Raw genomic sequence first — 14,184 nt, forward strand, 5'->3', positions numbered from 1 at the left:
GACCATGCCGAACCCAACCGCAGCAATCCTCATCATCGGGGATGAAATCCTTTCCGGCCGCACGCGCGAGGCAAACGCGCATTACCTGGCAGGCGAACTGACCCGCGCCGGCATCGACCTGAAGGAAATCCGTGTCGTCCCCGACGGGATGGAGGCGATCGCAAGCGCCGTCAACGCGCTGCGTGCGGCGCACACCCACGTCTTCACCTCCGGCGGCATCGGTCCGACCCATGACGACATCACCGCCGATGCGGTGGCGGCGGCCTTCGGTGTGCCCCTGTCCATCCGCGACGACGCGCGCGCCCTTCTGGCCGCGCATTACCGGGAGCGCGGGATGGAATTCAACGCGCCGCGCCAGCGGATGGCGCGCGTTCCGGGCGACGCCATCCTGATCGACAACCCGATCTCGGCCGCGCCGGGCTTTTCCATCGGCAACGTGCATGTGATGGCCGGCGTGCCCAGCATCTTTCAGGCCATGGTCGCCTCGCTTTTGCCGCGCCTGACCGGCGGAAGCCCGATGCTCAGCCAGTCCTTGCGCATAGACCAGGGAGAAGGCGTGATTGCCGAACGGCTCGGCGCCCTGGCGGCCGCGTTTCCGGACCTTTCGATGGGGTCCTACCCCTTCATCCAGAACGGCGCCTACGGAACCAACATCGTGATCCGGGGAACTGATCCGGCACGGATCGACGAGGCGATGACACAGCTTGCGGCGCTGTTCCCCGGAGAGCCGGCGTGATCGACAGCCTCGCCCTTACCGATGCCACCTGGCCGGCCGCGGCGAGGCATGATGTCGGCGCCTTTGTCGTGCGCGAGGGTCAGGGGGGCGGGCAGCGCGTCTCCTCCGCCACCGCGTCGGGCGCGTGGAGCGAGGCAGACATCGACCGGGTCGAGGCCTGCCAGCGGGGCCTTGGACAGGTGCCGCTGTTCCTGATCCGCCCCGGCGAAGCGGCTCTTGATGCCGCGCTTCAGGCGCGCGGATACACTCTCAAGGACCCTGTCCACCTCTACGAGGCCGCCGCGCATGACGTGGCCGCGCCGACCCCCGCGCTGTCTACCTTCGCGATCTGGCCCCCGCTTGCGATCCAGCGCGACATCTGGGCCGAAGACGGGATCGGGCCGGCCCGGATCGCCGTCATGGACAGGGCACGGGGGCCGAAAACCGCCATCCTCGGCCGCGTCAATGACCGCGCGGCGGGCACGGCCTTTGTCGCGATTCACGAAGGAACCGCGATGCTGCACGCGCTTGTTGTCGTTCCGGCAGAGCGTCGGCAAGGACTTGCCGCCAAGATGATGCGTGCGGCGGCGACCTGGTCCCAAGATCATGGGGCGGAGCGGCTTGGCGTTCTCGTGACCGCGGCCAATGCACCCGCAAACGCGCTCTATGCTTCCCTCGGAATGCGGATTGTGGGACAGTATCACTACCGCATCCACAGAACCTGAACGGGTCGCAAGAGCAGTTGAAGGACGACAAGACAAGCCCCACCGCGCTTGACCTTCCGATGGTCACGCCCCTTCCGGATGCCACCCGGAAGTATTTCGATGTCTGCGCCGAAAAGCTGGGGCTGGTGCCGAATGTGCTGCGCGCCTACGCCTTCGACATCGGCAAGCTGAATGCCTTCACGGCGATCTACAACGACCTCATGCTGGCCGACAGCGGAGTGTCGAAACTTGAAAGAGAGATGATCGCGGTCGCGGTATCCTCGCTCAATCGCTGCTGGTATTGCCAGGTGGCGCACGGAGCGGCGGTGCGCGAACTGTCGGGCGACCCGGTCCTGGGCGAGGCGTTGGTGATGAACTGGCGCGTGGCGCCCCTGACGCCGAAGCAACGCGCGATGCTGGAATTCGCCGAAAAGCTGACGCTCGCCTCCTCCCGGATCGAAGAGGCGGATCGGCAGGCGCTGCGCAATGCGGGTTTCTCCGACCGGGACATCTGGGACATCGCCTCCGTCACCGGGTTTTTCAACATGACCAATCGCATCGCATCGGCGACCGCGATGGAGCCGAACCCGGAATACCACGGGGCGCACCGGTGAAGGCGCTGACGCTGGCGCTGGCTTTCACGCCCGCGTTGGCCCTTGCCGCGCCGACGCTGTCACTGCCCGAAGGCGCCGTAGAAGCCGCCGGAAGCGTCAACCCGATGCAGGGTTTCGCGCTGCCTGTCGGCGTTTTCGCGAACGATACCCTTCCCACCCGCCCGGTGCAGGGCGAGGTGACGCGGACCGCCTGGCAGATCGAAGGCACCGCGACGACGATGCAGCTTTACCTGCCGCTGCGCGAACAGCTGGTAGCGGAGGGTTTCGAACCGATCGTCGAATGCGAGGACGATGACTGCGGCGGCTTCGATTTCCGCTATGCGATCGATGTGCTGCCCGAACCGGATATGCACGTCGATCTGGGCGATTTCCTGTTCCTCAGCGCCGAACGCAAGGCGGCACGCAACCCCGAATACGTCACCCTGCTGGTCAGCCGGTCCAGCCTGAGCGGGTTCGTGCAACTTGTCCGTGTCGGACCGGCTGAAACGCGGCCGATCGCCGCCGCGCCGGTGATCGCCGCCGAGGCCACGGGCGAGGCGCAATCGCTGGGTGCCCGGCTCGAGTCGCAGGGCGCGGTCGCGCTTGACGACCTCGTGTTCCAGACGGGATCGGCGCAGCTTGGCGAAGGGGATTTCCCCTCGCTCCGGGCGATTGCGGACTACCTGGCGACGAACCCCTCCGCACTGGTGATGCTGGTCGGGCATACGGATGCCGAAGGCAGCCTGGCCGCCAACATCTCACTGTCCGAAAAGCGCGCGAGATCGGTGGTCGAGCGATTGATCCAGGCGTTCGGGGTCAATCCGGCGCAACTTTCCGCCGATGGCGTGGGCTACCTGGCGCCCCGGGCCTCGAACCAGACCGAGGACGGGCGCAAATTGAATCGACGGGTCGAGGCGATGCTCGCCTCGACCCGATGATCGCACCGCTGGAACCGCTTACCAGTTCGTCGGACCCTTGTCCGCAAAGGCGGCCGTAAGGAAATCGATGAAGGCCCGGACCTTCGGCTGGGTGAACCGCCCGGGCGGATAGACTGCGTATATGCCAAGCGTTTCGACCGGCAGATCGGGAATGGCCTCTTCCACCTGCGCCTGCCGCATGGCGTCGGCGTAAAGGAACGACGGCAGATAGGCGATGCCAAGCCCCGAAATCGCGGCGTTCAGAAGCGACTGGCCATCGTTCACCGTCAGCCAGCCCGCCGTCCTGACCTGCCGCTTCTCGCCTGAGGGCGCGGTGATCTTCCATACGTTGCCGGACGCCTGGTTGGAGTAATGCAGAAGCTTGTGTTCGTTCAGATCGTCGATTTTCGTCGGGCGCCCGTATCTTTCGAAATAGGACGGCGCGCCGATCATGCGCTTCGCGGTGTCGGTCAGCTTGCGCGCGCGCAGGGTCGAATCCTCAAGCTCACCCACCCGGATCGCCATGTCGAAGCCTTCGGAGATCAGCTCCACATAGCGGTTGTTGAGCACCATGTTCACCGTGATCTCGGGATACTCCAGCAGGAAATCCCCTAGGATCGGCGACAGCAGGTTCACCCCGAAATCCGTCGCGACCGAGATCCGCAACAGCCCCGAGGGCGCGGACTGCATCGAGGTGACCAGCGCGTCTGCCTCGCCCGCGTCGTTGAGGACGCGCCGTGCCCGGTCATAGTAGGCCAGGCCGATCTCTGTCGGCGACACCCGCCGCGTGGTCCGGTTCAGAAGCCGCGCGCCCAGCCGCGCTTCAAGCGCGGAGACGTGTTTCGAAACGGCGGATTTCGAAATCCCCATCTTCTTCGCGGCGTCCGTGAAGCCCCCTTGGTCTACGACTGTGGCGAAGGCTTCCATTTCCGTCAGCCGGTCCATTGTGCACCCTATCTTGACATTCGCCCGCCGAGGACCGGTATCGGGTCCAATTCAGGCAAGAATTGGGAACGACCCAGACAAGAGTTTGGTTTTGTCTTGTCCGATGGTGGCAACCGGTGAAATCCGACCTGCGCAATGCGGGCTAAAGACGCGCGCCAAGCCGGGTTCCCTGGTCGATCGCGCGCTTGGCGTCCAGTTCCGCCGCTATCTCCGCCCCGCCGATCACATGCGGCTCCATCCCCCGTGCCCGCAGCGCCTCCGCCAGCCCGCGTTCGCTTTCCTGCCCGGCGCAGAGAATCACGGACTCGACCTCGATCAGGGTGGGCCGCTCTCGCTCCGGGCCAAAGCTGACATGAAGCCCGCTGGCGTCGATCCGTTCATAGTTGACACCGCCAAGCATCGTCACACCCTTGGCCGCCAGCGTCGCACGATGAATCCAACCGGTTGTTTTGCCGAGCGTTCGCCCCGGCTTCCCGGGCTTGCGCTGCAACAGCGTGACGGTCCGGACCGGCGGTTCGGGGTGTGGGTCGGCCAGCCCGCCGCGCCGGTCGGACGGATCGGCCACCCCCCACTCGGCACGCCAGGCGTCAAGCGAAAGCGCCGGGCCGGGCACCCGCTCGACAAGATACTCCGCGACATCGAATCCTATACCGCCGGCCCCCACGATGGCCGCCCGCGCGCCGATCGTCACCCGGCCCGAAAGCACGTCGGCATAGCTGTGCACCTGCGCGCCCGCGAGGGTCGGAATCCCCGGGTCGCGCGGCCGCACGCCAGTGGCGACGACGACCACATCGAACCCCGAAAGAAGGTCCGCGTCCGCCTCGACGGACAGCTGAAGGGTGACGTTTCTGACGGCAAGCATTGTTGCAAACCATTCAACAAGTCCGTCGAACTCCTCCTTGCCGGGAATGCGCCTTGCAAGGTTCAACTGCCCGCCGATGCGTTCCGCACGCTCGAACAGTGTGACGGCGTGGCCGCGTTCGGCCGCGGCAAGCGCGCAAGCCATGCCCGCGGGCCCGGCGCCCACCACGGCAACCCGGCGTGGCGCCGCGGCGGGTTCCAGCACCAGTTCGGTTTCGTGCCCCGCGCGCGGGTTGACGAGGCAAGAGGAAATCTTGCCGCTGAAGGTATGATCCAGACAGGCCTGGTTGCAGGCGATGCAGGGGGCGATCTCCTGCGGTCGGCCCTCTGCGGCCTTCCGCACGAAGTCCGGGTCGGCAAGGAAAGGCCGCGCCATCGACACCATGTCGGCTGAGCCCTCGGCCAGCACACGCTCGGCGATCTCGGGCGTGTTGATCCGGTTCGAGGTGACAAGCGGGATCGAGACCTGCCCCATCAGCTTTTTCGTCACCCAGGCGAAGGCTGCTCGCGGGACCGAGGTTGCGATGGTGGGTATCCGCGCCTCGTGCCAGCCGATGCCGGTGTTGAGGATCGATGCCCCCGCCGCCTCGACCGCGCGGGCAAGGGTTACCACCTCATCCCAGGTGGAGCCTTCGGGAATCAGGTCGATCATCGACAGCCGGTAGATCAGGATGAAATCGGAGCCGACCGCCGCGCGTACGCGGGCCACGACCTCGACCGGCAGGCGCATCCGGTTTTCATATGATCCGCCCCAGCGGTCGGTCCGCCGGTTGGTGCGGGTGACGAGGAACTGGTTGAGGAAATATCCCTCGGACCCCATGACCTCCACCCCGTCATAGCCCGCCTCCCGGGCGCGGGAAGCAGCGGTGGCGATGTCGGCGATCTGTTTTTCGATCCCCGCCTCGTCCAGTTCCCGCGGCTCGAACGGAGAGATCGGCGACTTGATCGCCGAGGGCGCGACACACTCGGGACCATAGGCGTAACGTCCCGCGTGCAGGATCTGCATGGCGATGCGCCCGCCCGCATCGTGGACCCGGTCGGTCACCATCCTGTGGTTCGCGATGTCGGTCGGGGTGAATAGGCCGGCCGCACCCGGAAACACCCCGCCTTCGCGGTTCGGCGCCAAGCCCCCGGTGACCATCAGGCCCACGCCGCCGCGCGCACGCGCCGCATAGAACTCCGCCACGCGGTTCCAGTCGCGGGTTTCCTCCAGATTGGTGTGCATCGACCCCATCAGCACCCGGTTCGGCAGGGTGACATGGCCAAGGTCCAGCGGGGCAAGCAGATGGGTGTAGCGCGTCATGGGAAAACCTCCGTCGAGCGCGCAGAATGGCGCCGCAGCGGGCGCCTGTCATCCCGAACGCCGCGTCACGCCCCGGGTCAGACCTGGCGCTGTTCGAACTGGCGGCGGAATGCCTGCTTGAGCATGTCGATCTCGGCGCGCAGCAGCGCCACCTCGCCGCGCAGATCGCCATCGGCGGGTGCGCCCGCGATCAGGCTGAAATGCCCGATCGCGACCCTGGCCCCGGCCTCGCGTATGACGAAGGTCTGGACGCCTTCGGAAATGCATTCGCCCGGAATCGGCAGCGTGAGCGTCCAGCTGTCATGGCCGATGGCAGTTTGCGACAGACCGGGCAGGACGCGCTGCCCCAGGCAGACCTCGAACGCGGGCGCCTTGCCGCCGCAGCATTCTATCACGCCTTCCCAAAGCCCCGAGTTGAGGGTCGAGCGGGTCAGAACCGGAACACTCATCCCACGCCCTCAATATTCCGCGCGAACCAAACGCATCAGCGTCAGATCCTTCAGCGTCATGCGATTCATGGCCGGATTCTCGAAGAACAGATCGATCCAGGCACGGTCGATCTGATCGGCCGCGAAGTCCGCATAGGCAAGGTCGAACTCCGCCTCGGGCGGCCGGGCGGTCTGGTCAAGCTCGCGGGTGATCTGTTCGGTATTCGGACCATAGCGCAGGTTGAGCCTTGCGTAGACCCTGATCGGCCGCTCCACCTCGATGCGCGCTTCCAGGCGGATCACGTGGCGCCGGGCCAGCCCCGCCAAGGCATCCGCCGGAAGGTCGACGACAAGCGACAGGAACGTGCCGCTAAAGCCGAACACTTCAACCAGATAGGCGTAGGGGTTGAGGTCATCCGCCCCCTGGTTGGCGACCTGGCGCAGCGCAATCTCGCCCAGGCCGCAATCGTGGTAGACCTTGCCGTGCCTGCTGAGATTGGCCTGCCGCGGCGCAGGTGCCACGCCCGCAGGACGCACCGGGCCGCTCCAGAGTTCGGGGCGCCACGCCCAGTCCATTCCCGGTTTGCGCTGGATCCGGGCGCTGCCCCCTTTTGGGTGGCCAAGACGACTGTCCACCGCGTCCAGCGTCACGTCGAGTTCGGCCCGCAGTTGCCGCCCGCCGGCTCGCAGGGCGCGCAGGGCGCGCAGGGTGGATGTGTCCGCATGCTCGGCCAGCGAATGGTTTCGCCGAACCCGCGCCAGCATGCGCCGATGCATGAACTCCCCTATCAGTCTGGACAGACTGCCCGCCATCGCCCGCATTCCACTGCGCGTGTCATTGCGTGGTTTCTAAGGGTGTTCGGCGCCGAAATGCAACCATTGGTTGGTGGCGCATCAGGGATTCTCGGAATGCACGCGCGACACGAACTTGTCGAGAAGCCGGCGCATTTGATCGGGGTCCATCGGCGCTTCGGGAAGGCCGAGGACGGAAAGGCTGATCAGCCGTCCACGCAGAGCGAAGATCGCGCGCCAGTATTCGGGCACGACCGGGTATCCCGCAAGCGGCGCCCGATCCTCGGCAAGAATGTAGAGCACCTCGCCCGAGGTCACGATCCTGGCGATGCGAACGCTTTCGGACGCCCCGTCGCGTGACAGCGCCTTGCGACCCTCCGCCGTGACGAAGAAATCCGCCATGCGCTGGAACTCAGCCTTCAGGCTTTCACCGGGTGGCGCGCCCAGAAGCACCGTCGCTGTCAGGAGAGCGCGCGCACGTGGAACCCGGCCTGACCCGCTAAGCGCCGCGCAGTTGCCCAGAAGGACAAAGGCGCCGTCCTGACCGTCGCGCGAGGACCGTGGATCGACGCAGTAGCCGGACGGCCCCGAAATGGTGATCTGCCCTTCCGAGACCGTGGCCTTTCGCGGGGCGGCTTCCTCTGCGAAGGCGGGCGAGACTGCCCATAGTCCCGCCGCAACCGCAAGGATCACCCTTAAGCGCCGCGCCCTACTGATCCATGTAGACATGCGTCTCGGCCCGCGCACCCGGATGCGTCACCGCCCCCTTGCGCGCGCCGCCGACCAGTTTCGCATACTTCCAGAGCGCGCCGGATGCATAGTCGGTCGTGCGCGGCCCCTTCCATTCGGCCTTGCGCCGGGCCAGTTCCTCGTCCGACAGGGCGACCGACAGTTCACCGGTGATGGCGTTCAGGGTGATGACGTCACCGTCCCTCAAAAGCGCGATCGGTCCGCCGTGAGCGGCCTCCGGCCCGACGTGGCCGACACAGAAGCCGCGCGTCGCACCCGAGAAGCGGCCGTCGGTGATCAGCGCCACCTTCTTGCCCATGCCCTGCCCCGACAGCGCGGCCGTGGTCGCCAGCATCTCGCGCATCCCCGGCCCGCCGGCCGGCCCTTCGTTGCGGATGACGAGCACTTCGCCCTCCTTGTAGGCGCGGCTCTTCACCGCCTCGAACGCGTCCTCTTCGCATTCGAAGACGCGGGCGGGGCCGGAGAAGACCTGTTCTTCCGGCTTCATGCCGGCGACCTTCACTATGGCGCCATCCGGGGCAAGGTTGCCCTTCAGCCCGACGACGCCACCCGTGGGGGTGATTGGGGTTGCGGCCGGATAGATCACACGGCCATCCGCCTCGCGGGTGATCAGGTCGAGTTCCTCGCCCATGGTGCGGCCGGAGGCGGTGATGCAATCCTCATGGATCATCCCGACCTTCCTGAGTTCCTTCATCACGACCGGCACGCCGCCGGCCTCGTAAAGGTCCTTGGCCACATAGGCACCGCCCGGCTTCAGGTCGACGAAATAAGGCGTGTCGTGGAAGATGTCGGTCACGTCGAAAAGGTCGAAGTCGATCCCCGCCTCGTGCGCGATGGCGGGCAGGTGCAGGCCGGCGTTCGTCGAACCGCCCGTGCAGGCCACGACGCGGGCGGCGTTTTCCAGCGCCTTGCGGGTGACCACATCGCGCGCGCGAATGTTCTTCTCGATCAGCCGCATGACAGCCTCGCCGGACGCCATGCCGTATTCGTCGCGGCTCTCGTAGGGTGCCGGCGCACCGGAGGAGTTGAGGAGTGCAAGCCCGATCGCCTCGGACACGCAGGCCATGGTGTTGGCAGTAAACTGGCCGCCGCAAGCACCCGCCGAGGGGCAGGCCACGCGTTCCAGCACGGCAAGTTCGGCGTCGGAGTAGTTGCCCGCCTGATGCTTGCCGACCGCCTCGAACACGTCCTGCACGGTCACGTCCTGACCGTTCAGCCGTCCCGGAAGGATCGAGCCGCCGTAGATGAAGACCGAAGGCACGTTGAGCCGCACCATCGCCATCATCATCCCCGGCAGCGACTTGTCGCAGCCCGCAAGGCCCACGAGTGCGTCGTAGCAGTGCCCCCGCATGGTCAGTTCGACCGTATCGGCGATCGCCTCGCGCGAGGCGAGCGACGACCGCATCCCCTCGTGCCCCATCGCGATGCCGTCGGTGACGGTGATCGTGGTGAATTCGCGCGGCGTGCCGCCGCCGACCTTGACGCCCTGCTTGACTGCCTGCGCCTGCCGGTTCAGCGCGATGTTGCAGGGTGCGGCCTCGTTCCAGCAAGTGGCGACGCCCACCCAGGGCTGGTGAATCTCCGCCTCGGAAATCCCCATCGCGTAGAAGTAGGACCGGTGCGGCGCGCGTGCGGGGCCTTCGGTCACATGGCGGCTGGGCAACTTCGACTTGTCGAACGGGCGGTTTTTCATCGGATCACTCCTCGCGGTCACTCGGCCCATGGCTTAATGGGCAAGAAACGCCGGGGCAAGGACGATAGACCGGCCGGTGCGCAATTTCGCGCCCGGCAAGGATCGCGGATCAACGCGGGGGCTTGCGCAGGGCGGGCATCTTGACCCGGCGCAGGCGGCGGACAGACGGCCTTCGATACGGGCCTCAGGCCTCAGCCTTCAGCATGGCGCTCAGCAAGCGCAGGAATGATCTGATCGAGGGGCCGGGTATCGGGCGCTCGAACACGACGGCGCCGATCTGCCGCTGGCTCAGCCCGCCGGCCGCGACCGAGTAGGTCGTTGCTTCCAGTTCGTCCTGCGCCACGTCGAGGGCGAGCGGATGCAGACGCCCAAGGTGCGGGGCCACCACCCACGAGGCACGCCCCACGGCCGGGTGCCCACCCGCGCGCCCGTTACTCCTCCGGGACAAGATGCCCATCCTCTTCGTTCCAGTAGGCGACAAGCTCCTGTCCGATCTGGAGCGGAAGGCTTGCCAGTTCCTCGTGGCTCTTCTGGACGCGGATTTCATGGCCATCGCCGGTTTCGAGATAGATCGTCGCCGTAGCGCCGATGAACTCCTCCCCGATCATGCGCACCGGAACGGCGTTCACGCGGCCGGTCGGCATGGTTCGGGAAAGGTTGGTCTTCGTGTCCAGCACCGTCAGCGTCGCGGTCCGGCCCATCAACGCCCGCGTCGACTGTTCCGAGGAAACAAGACCAAAGGCGCCCATCGGGGTTTCCAGCGTTGCCCGTCCGTCGCCCGTCTCCACCACGTTGCCAGTAAAGATGTTGGACGAGCCGAGGAAGTTGGCGACGAACCGGGTTCGCGGGGTGCGGTAGATCTCCTGCGGTGTGCCGATCTGCTCGATCTTGCCGCGGCTCATGATGACAACCCGGTCCGCCATCGAAAAGGCTTCCGACTGGCTGTGGGTCACATAGACGAAGGTGATGCCCGTCTCGCGCTGAAGATTCTTCAGAACCGACTGCATGCGGACCTTGAGGGCCGCATCGAGCGCCGAGAGCGGTTCGTCAAGCAGCAGGATTTCAGGCTCCACCACCAGCGACCTGGCAAGCGCCACCCGTTGACGCTGGCCGCCGGACAATTGCGAAATGTTGCGACCCGCGAATTCGGAGATCTGCATCCGGTCGAGCCATTGCTCGGCGCGCCGGCGCCGCTCGGCCTTGCCGACGCCACGCATCTTCAGCGCGAATTCCACATTCTCGATGACGTTGAGGAAGGGAAACAGCGCCAGGCTTTGCCAGACCATCGGCGTGTCGCGGCTCCAGGTCGGCAGATCGTTGATCGGCTTTCCGGACAGGCGGATCACGCCTTCGCTTGGCGCCTCCAGACCCGCGAGCATCCTGAGCGTCGTCGTCTTGCCGCAACCCGACGATCCCATGATCGCCAGGAACTCGCCCTTGCCGATCTCGAAGTCCATCCGCTGCACGGCCACGAATTCGCCGAACCGCTTGACCACGCCCTCGAAGGAAACCAGCGCGTTCTTGTTCATGTTCTTCTCCTATTCGTCCGAAGCCGGACGGTCCTTCGCGCCCCTGCCGGTCAGAAGGATCTGCGCGAGGATCACGAGGGTCATGGACGTGACGAAAACGAAGGTACCGATGGCGTTGATCCGCGGGCTGACCTGGCCCTGCAGGAAGCCCAGAACCTTGACGGGCAGCGTCTCGTTCAGGCCCGAGACGAACCAGGCGATCGCGAACTCGTCGAAGGAAACCGCCATGGTGATGAAAAGCGCCCCGAAGATCGCGGGTTTCGCGAACGGCACGATGACATGGCGCATCGCGGCCCATTCCGACGCCCCGAGGTTCCAGGCCGCGGCCTCCAGGTCCGGGTCCATCTGGCTGAGGCGCAGCCGGATGATCGCCATCGCGAAGGGGGCGCAGATGACGACATGCGCGATGATGACCGAAAGCGCGTTGCCCGACAGGCTGATGCGCGACAGGTAGGCCAGCATCGCAAGCCCGAGGATCACGACCGGGATCGTCGGCGGGATCAGGGCCAGCGCCAGATAGACCTGCTTGCCGAAGAAGCGGTAGCGATAGTCGGTATAGGCCGCGCCAAAGCCCAGCGCCGTGGCGATCACCCCGACCGTGACCCCGACGAACAGGGTGTTTCTCAACCCCTGCCAGACCAGCGGATCGCCGGCGACCGCCTGATACCATTCGAGCGAGAAGTGCCCGAGCGGGATCGAAGGGAAGCGGTCGGAGTTGAACGAGAAGACGAAGCTTGCCGCAATCGGAGCGAAGACGAAGGCGTATCCGAGGACGATGTAGACCAGGAGAGCGACATCGACGGCCCGGTTGCGGTTGATGCTGGCAGTGTCCTTGTCGCTCATTTGGTGCGCCCCTTGTAGGCGAAGCGGACGGCGGCGAAGGCTACGGCCAGAAGCGTGCCGATCATGGTCAGCGCGATGACGGCGGCGCGCGGCCACTGCTGGCCCGACTTCGTCGTGTCGGTGATCAGGATCGACAGCGTCGTCGGATCGCCGCCGCCAAGATAGATGGGGCTGACGAAATCGCCGAAGCTGAGGATGAAGGCGAAGAGCGCGGCAATGACCAGGCCGACCCGCGCCGAGGGGATGATGACCGCAAAGACCGTGCGCAGCCGCCCGCAGCGCAGGTTGTGCGCTGCCTCGATCAGGGTCCGGTCGATGAAGACGAGGCTGAAAAGCTGCAGGAGCACGACCAGCGGAAAGGTCAGCGTCAGGTAGCCGATCATCGTGGCGCCCACGGTGTTGAGAAGCGTGTAGGGGCCAAGGCCCACCCAGCCGAGCATCACGTTCACGATGCCCGCATCCGAGAGGAAGATCTGCCAGGAGTAGACCCGCACGAGATAGCTTGTGAAGAACGGGATCACCATCAGGAACACGGCCCAGCTTCGCGCCGTGTCCGAAAGCTTGAACGAGATCGCGTAGGAGCAGGGAAAGGCCAGAACGCTGACCAGAACCGAGGCGGCGGCGGCCAGCGCGAAGGTGGTGCCGTAGGCCTGCCAGAACACCGCGCGGCCGTACATCGTGGCCCAGTTCACGCCATCGAAATCCGGCTGCATCCGGAAGTTCTTGACGGTCCAGAAGCTGAGCGCGACGAGGAAGACAAGGGGGAAGACGAAGAACAGGACCTGCCAGACCAGAAGCGGCAGGGAGAAGGTCAGACCGTAGAGACTGAGGGGTCTTCGCATCGGGCGTGGCTCCTGCGGGAAGGGGAAAGGCCGACGGGGGGAGCGCCCGCCGGCCCGGGAGGACTCAGGCGCCCTTGTATTCGGACCAGAAGTCGTTCCAGTCCTCAAGGCTCTGCTGGATCGGCCACTGGCGATACTTGATCCGCCCTGAGCGGATCATGTCGATCACGTTGCCGGCCTCGCTCGTCATGCCCTGGCGCTTGGCCTCGGCGGGGTTCTCGGCCTGCAGCACTTCCCAGCCCTTCTGGTTCGGGACCAGCGCGGGATAGGCCGCCATCTGCGCCGACTTCGCCTGCCCCTTGGCCGAGGTGATGTACTGGATCCACTTCTTCGCGAGGTCGGCCTTGGTCGATCCCTTGCCGATCGAGAAGCATTCCGACCATTGCAGGCCGCCCTCCTCGGGGATGGCCGAACGGACCTTGGCGCCGTTCTTTTCCAGAACGCCGGTGATCCAGTCGCCGATGCCCGCGAAGGCCAGCATCTGACCGTCGTTGAGCGACGAGAAGGTTCCGCCGTAATCGAAGAAGCCGCCGATCTGAGGCCGTAGCGACAGGGTCTTGTCCTTGACGGCCTGCCAGGCGGCCTCGTCGATGTCGTAGGGGGCCGCGTTGCCGTTCAGCAGGCTCATCTGGCCGAGGTTGGGCAGGTGCCAGTCGAAATGGCCGACCTTGCCCGCCAGCTTTTCGTTCCAGAAGACATTGTAGCTTGCGGCTTCGGCCTCGGTCAGCGCGTCGGTATTGTAGGCGACACCGAGGAAGCCGAACCGCGTCACCAGAGAGAAGAGCTTTCCATCGCTCCAGTTGCCGGGGAAGTCCTGGAATTCGGGGAAGTAGTCGGCGATGGCATAGTCGTTCGGATCAAGCTCCTCGACATAGCCGGCCTCGTTCAGGGCCTGCACATACTCGGCATCCGAAAGGATCACGTCATAGGTGCCGGCCGGCGACTGCGAGATGAGGCCAAGCATGTTGTCGCCGCCGGTATAGTACTTCGGCACGAACTTGACGTTGTTCTCGGCCTCGAACTCGGCCACGACGTCGGGTTCTGCATGGCCGTACCAGGCCAGCATCGTCAGTTCGGTCGGCGCCGCGAAGGCGCGCCGCGACAGCATAGGCGTCGCAAGGGCTGCGGCACCCGAGGCGAGCAGCGACCTGCGTGTGAGTCCGGTGTTCAGTCCTGCAATCCGTGGCATCTGCGACTCCCTGAATTATGTGCCAAGCGCATCGTTGAGCACACGCTAGGTGATCGGACCGGCGGAACAAAATCGGTTAT

Annotated in this window: 15 protein-coding genes; 4 read left to right on the plus strand and 11 right to left on the minus strand. The window is 65.7% G+C overall.

From position 1 onward, the window contains the following. Positions 1 to 4 precede the first annotated feature (4 nt). Genes N5I32_RS11035 through N5I32_RS11050 form a run of 4 tightly spaced genes read left to right on the plus strand, consistent with a single transcriptional unit; the run spans position 5 to position 2,950 of the window. Entirely contained in the window at positions 5 to 736 is a 732-nt protein-coding gene (locus tag N5I32_RS11035; RefSeq protein ID WP_261495688.1) for a competence/damage-inducible protein A, read from the plus strand. Next, on the plus strand, positions 733 to 1,440 hold the full coding sequence (locus N5I32_RS11040) for a GNAT family N-acetyltransferase (protein WP_261495689.1): 708 nt from the start codon (positions 733 to 735) through the stop codon (positions 1,438 to 1,440). Before N5I32_RS11035 ends, N5I32_RS11040 begins: the two co-directional genes overlap by 4 nt. 59 nt (positions 1,441 to 1,499) lie before the next feature. Continuing rightward, positions 1,500 to 2,033: a peroxidase-related enzyme gene (locus tag N5I32_RS11045; RefSeq protein WP_261496008.1), complete on the plus strand. Its 534-nt coding sequence runs from the start codon at positions 1,500 to 1,502 to the stop codon at positions 2,031 to 2,033. Next, positions 2,030 to 2,950, plus strand: coding sequence for an OmpA family protein (locus N5I32_RS11050; RefSeq protein WP_261495690.1), 921 nt, complete (start codon positions 2,030 to 2,032; stop codon positions 2,948 to 2,950). The genes N5I32_RS11045 and N5I32_RS11050 overlap by 4 nt, the downstream gene beginning before the upstream one ends. Positions 2,951 to 2,968: 18 nt before the next feature. Here the strand turns inward: N5I32_RS11050 and N5I32_RS11055 are convergent, their stop codons facing one another. The 11 genes from N5I32_RS11055 to N5I32_RS11105 all read right to left on the minus strand — a co-directional run bounded on the left by N5I32_RS11055 (position 2,969) and on the right by N5I32_RS11105 (position 14,104). Further along, positions 2,969 to 3,874 carry a LysR family transcriptional regulator gene (locus N5I32_RS11055; protein WP_261495691.1) on the minus strand — a complete coding sequence of 302 codons (906 nt, stop codon included), beginning with the start codon at positions 3,872 to 3,874 and terminating at the stop codon, positions 2,969 to 2,971. Positions 3,875 to 4,016: 142 nt separating this feature from the next. Then, entirely contained in the window at positions 4,017 to 6,038 is a 2,022-nt protein-coding gene (locus N5I32_RS11060) for an NADPH-dependent 2,4-dienoyl-CoA reductase (protein ID WP_261495692.1), read from the minus strand. Positions 6,039 to 6,115: 77 nt separating this feature from the next. Further along, positions 6,116 to 6,487 (minus strand): hypothetical protein, encoded by a 372-nt coding sequence (locus N5I32_RS11065; protein WP_261495693.1) that lies wholly within the window; start codon positions 6,485 to 6,487, stop codon positions 6,116 to 6,118. A gap of 9 nt (positions 6,488 to 6,496) precedes the next feature. Continuing rightward, positions 6,497 to 7,288, minus strand: a complete 792-nt coding sequence (locus N5I32_RS11070; protein WP_369414283.1) for a DUF6478 family protein — start codon at positions 7,286 to 7,288, stop codon at positions 6,497 to 6,499. 72 nt (positions 7,289 to 7,360) lie between these two features. Continuing rightward, positions 7,361 to 7,951 (minus strand): hypothetical protein, encoded by a 591-nt coding sequence (locus N5I32_RS11075; RefSeq protein WP_261495695.1) that lies wholly within the window; start codon positions 7,949 to 7,951, stop codon positions 7,361 to 7,363. 16 nt (positions 7,952 to 7,967) lie between these two features. After that, positions 7,968 to 9,701, minus strand: coding sequence for a dihydroxy-acid dehydratase (ilvD, locus tag N5I32_RS11080; RefSeq protein WP_261495696.1), 1,734 nt, complete (start codon positions 9,699 to 9,701; stop codon positions 7,968 to 7,970). 184 nt (positions 9,702 to 9,885) lie between these two features. Further along, complete coding sequence (locus tag N5I32_RS11085) at positions 9,886 to 10,107, minus strand: hypothetical protein (RefSeq protein ID WP_261495698.1); 222 nt, start codon at positions 10,105 to 10,107, stop codon at positions 9,886 to 9,888. A gap of 25 nt (positions 10,108 to 10,132) precedes the next feature. After that, entirely contained in the window at positions 10,133 to 11,230 is a 1,098-nt protein-coding gene (locus tag N5I32_RS11090; RefSeq protein ID WP_261495700.1) for an ABC transporter ATP-binding protein, read from the minus strand. Between the two features lie 9 nt (positions 11,231 to 11,239). Continuing rightward, positions 11,240 to 12,073 (minus strand): ABC transporter permease, encoded by an 834-nt coding sequence (locus N5I32_RS11095; protein ID WP_261495702.1) that lies wholly within the window; start codon positions 12,071 to 12,073, stop codon positions 11,240 to 11,242. Next, positions 12,070 to 12,915, minus strand: a complete 846-nt coding sequence (locus N5I32_RS11100; protein ID WP_261495703.1) for an ABC transporter permease — start codon at positions 12,913 to 12,915, stop codon at positions 12,070 to 12,072. The genes N5I32_RS11095 and N5I32_RS11100 overlap by 4 nt, the downstream gene beginning before the upstream one ends. Before the next feature lie 64 nt (positions 12,916 to 12,979). Beyond that, complete coding sequence (locus tag N5I32_RS11105; RefSeq protein ID WP_261495704.1) at positions 12,980 to 14,104, minus strand: polyamine ABC transporter substrate-binding protein; 1,125 nt, start codon at positions 14,102 to 14,104, stop codon at positions 12,980 to 12,982. Positions 14,105 to 14,184: the final 80 nt, after the last annotated feature.

It is taken from the genome of Albidovulum sediminis (assembly GCF_025380365.1).
Classification (GTDB): domain Bacteria; phylum Pseudomonadota; class Alphaproteobacteria; order Rhodobacterales; family Rhodobacteraceae; genus Albidovulum; species Albidovulum sediminis.

Coding starts and splice junctions, on each gene's coding strand:
- N5I32_RS11090 (WP_261495700.1), bottom strand. CDS start 11,230: ATGAACAAGAACGCGCTGGTTTCCTTCGAGGGCGTGGTCAAGCGGTTC.
- N5I32_RS11065 (WP_261495693.1), bottom strand. CDS start 6,487: ATGAGTGTTCCGGTTCTGACCCGCTCGACCCTCAACTCGGGGCTTTGG.
- N5I32_RS11095 (WP_261495702.1), bottom strand. CDS start 12,073: ATGAGCGACAAGGACACTGCCAGCATCAACCGCAACCGGGCCGTCGAT.
- N5I32_RS11035 (WP_261495688.1), top strand. CDS start 5: ATGCCGAACCCAACCGCAGCAATCCTCATCATCGGGGATGAAATCCTT.
- N5I32_RS11105 (WP_261495704.1), bottom strand. CDS start 14,104: ATGCCACGGATTGCAGGACTGAACACCGGACTCACACGCAGGTCGCTG.
- N5I32_RS11055 (WP_261495691.1), bottom strand. CDS start 3,874: ATGGACCGGCTGACGGAAATGGAAGCCTTCGCCACAGTCGTAGACCAA.
- ilvD (WP_261495696.1), bottom strand. CDS start 9,701: ATGAAAAACCGCCCGTTCGACAAGTCGAAGTTGCCCAGCCGCCATGTG.
- N5I32_RS11045 (WP_261496008.1), top strand. CDS start 1,500: ATGGTCACGCCCCTTCCGGATGCCACCCGGAAGTATTTCGATGTCTGC.
- N5I32_RS11060 (WP_261495692.1), bottom strand. CDS start 6,038: ATGACGCGCTACACCCATCTGCTTGCCCCGCTGGACCTTGGCCATGTC.
- N5I32_RS11070 (WP_369414283.1), bottom strand. CDS start 7,288: ATGCGGGCGATGGCGGGCAGTCTGTCCAGACTGATAGGGGAGTTCATG.
- N5I32_RS11100 (WP_261495703.1), bottom strand. CDS start 12,915: ATGCGAAGACCCCTCAGTCTCTACGGTCTGACCTTCTCCCTGCCGCTT.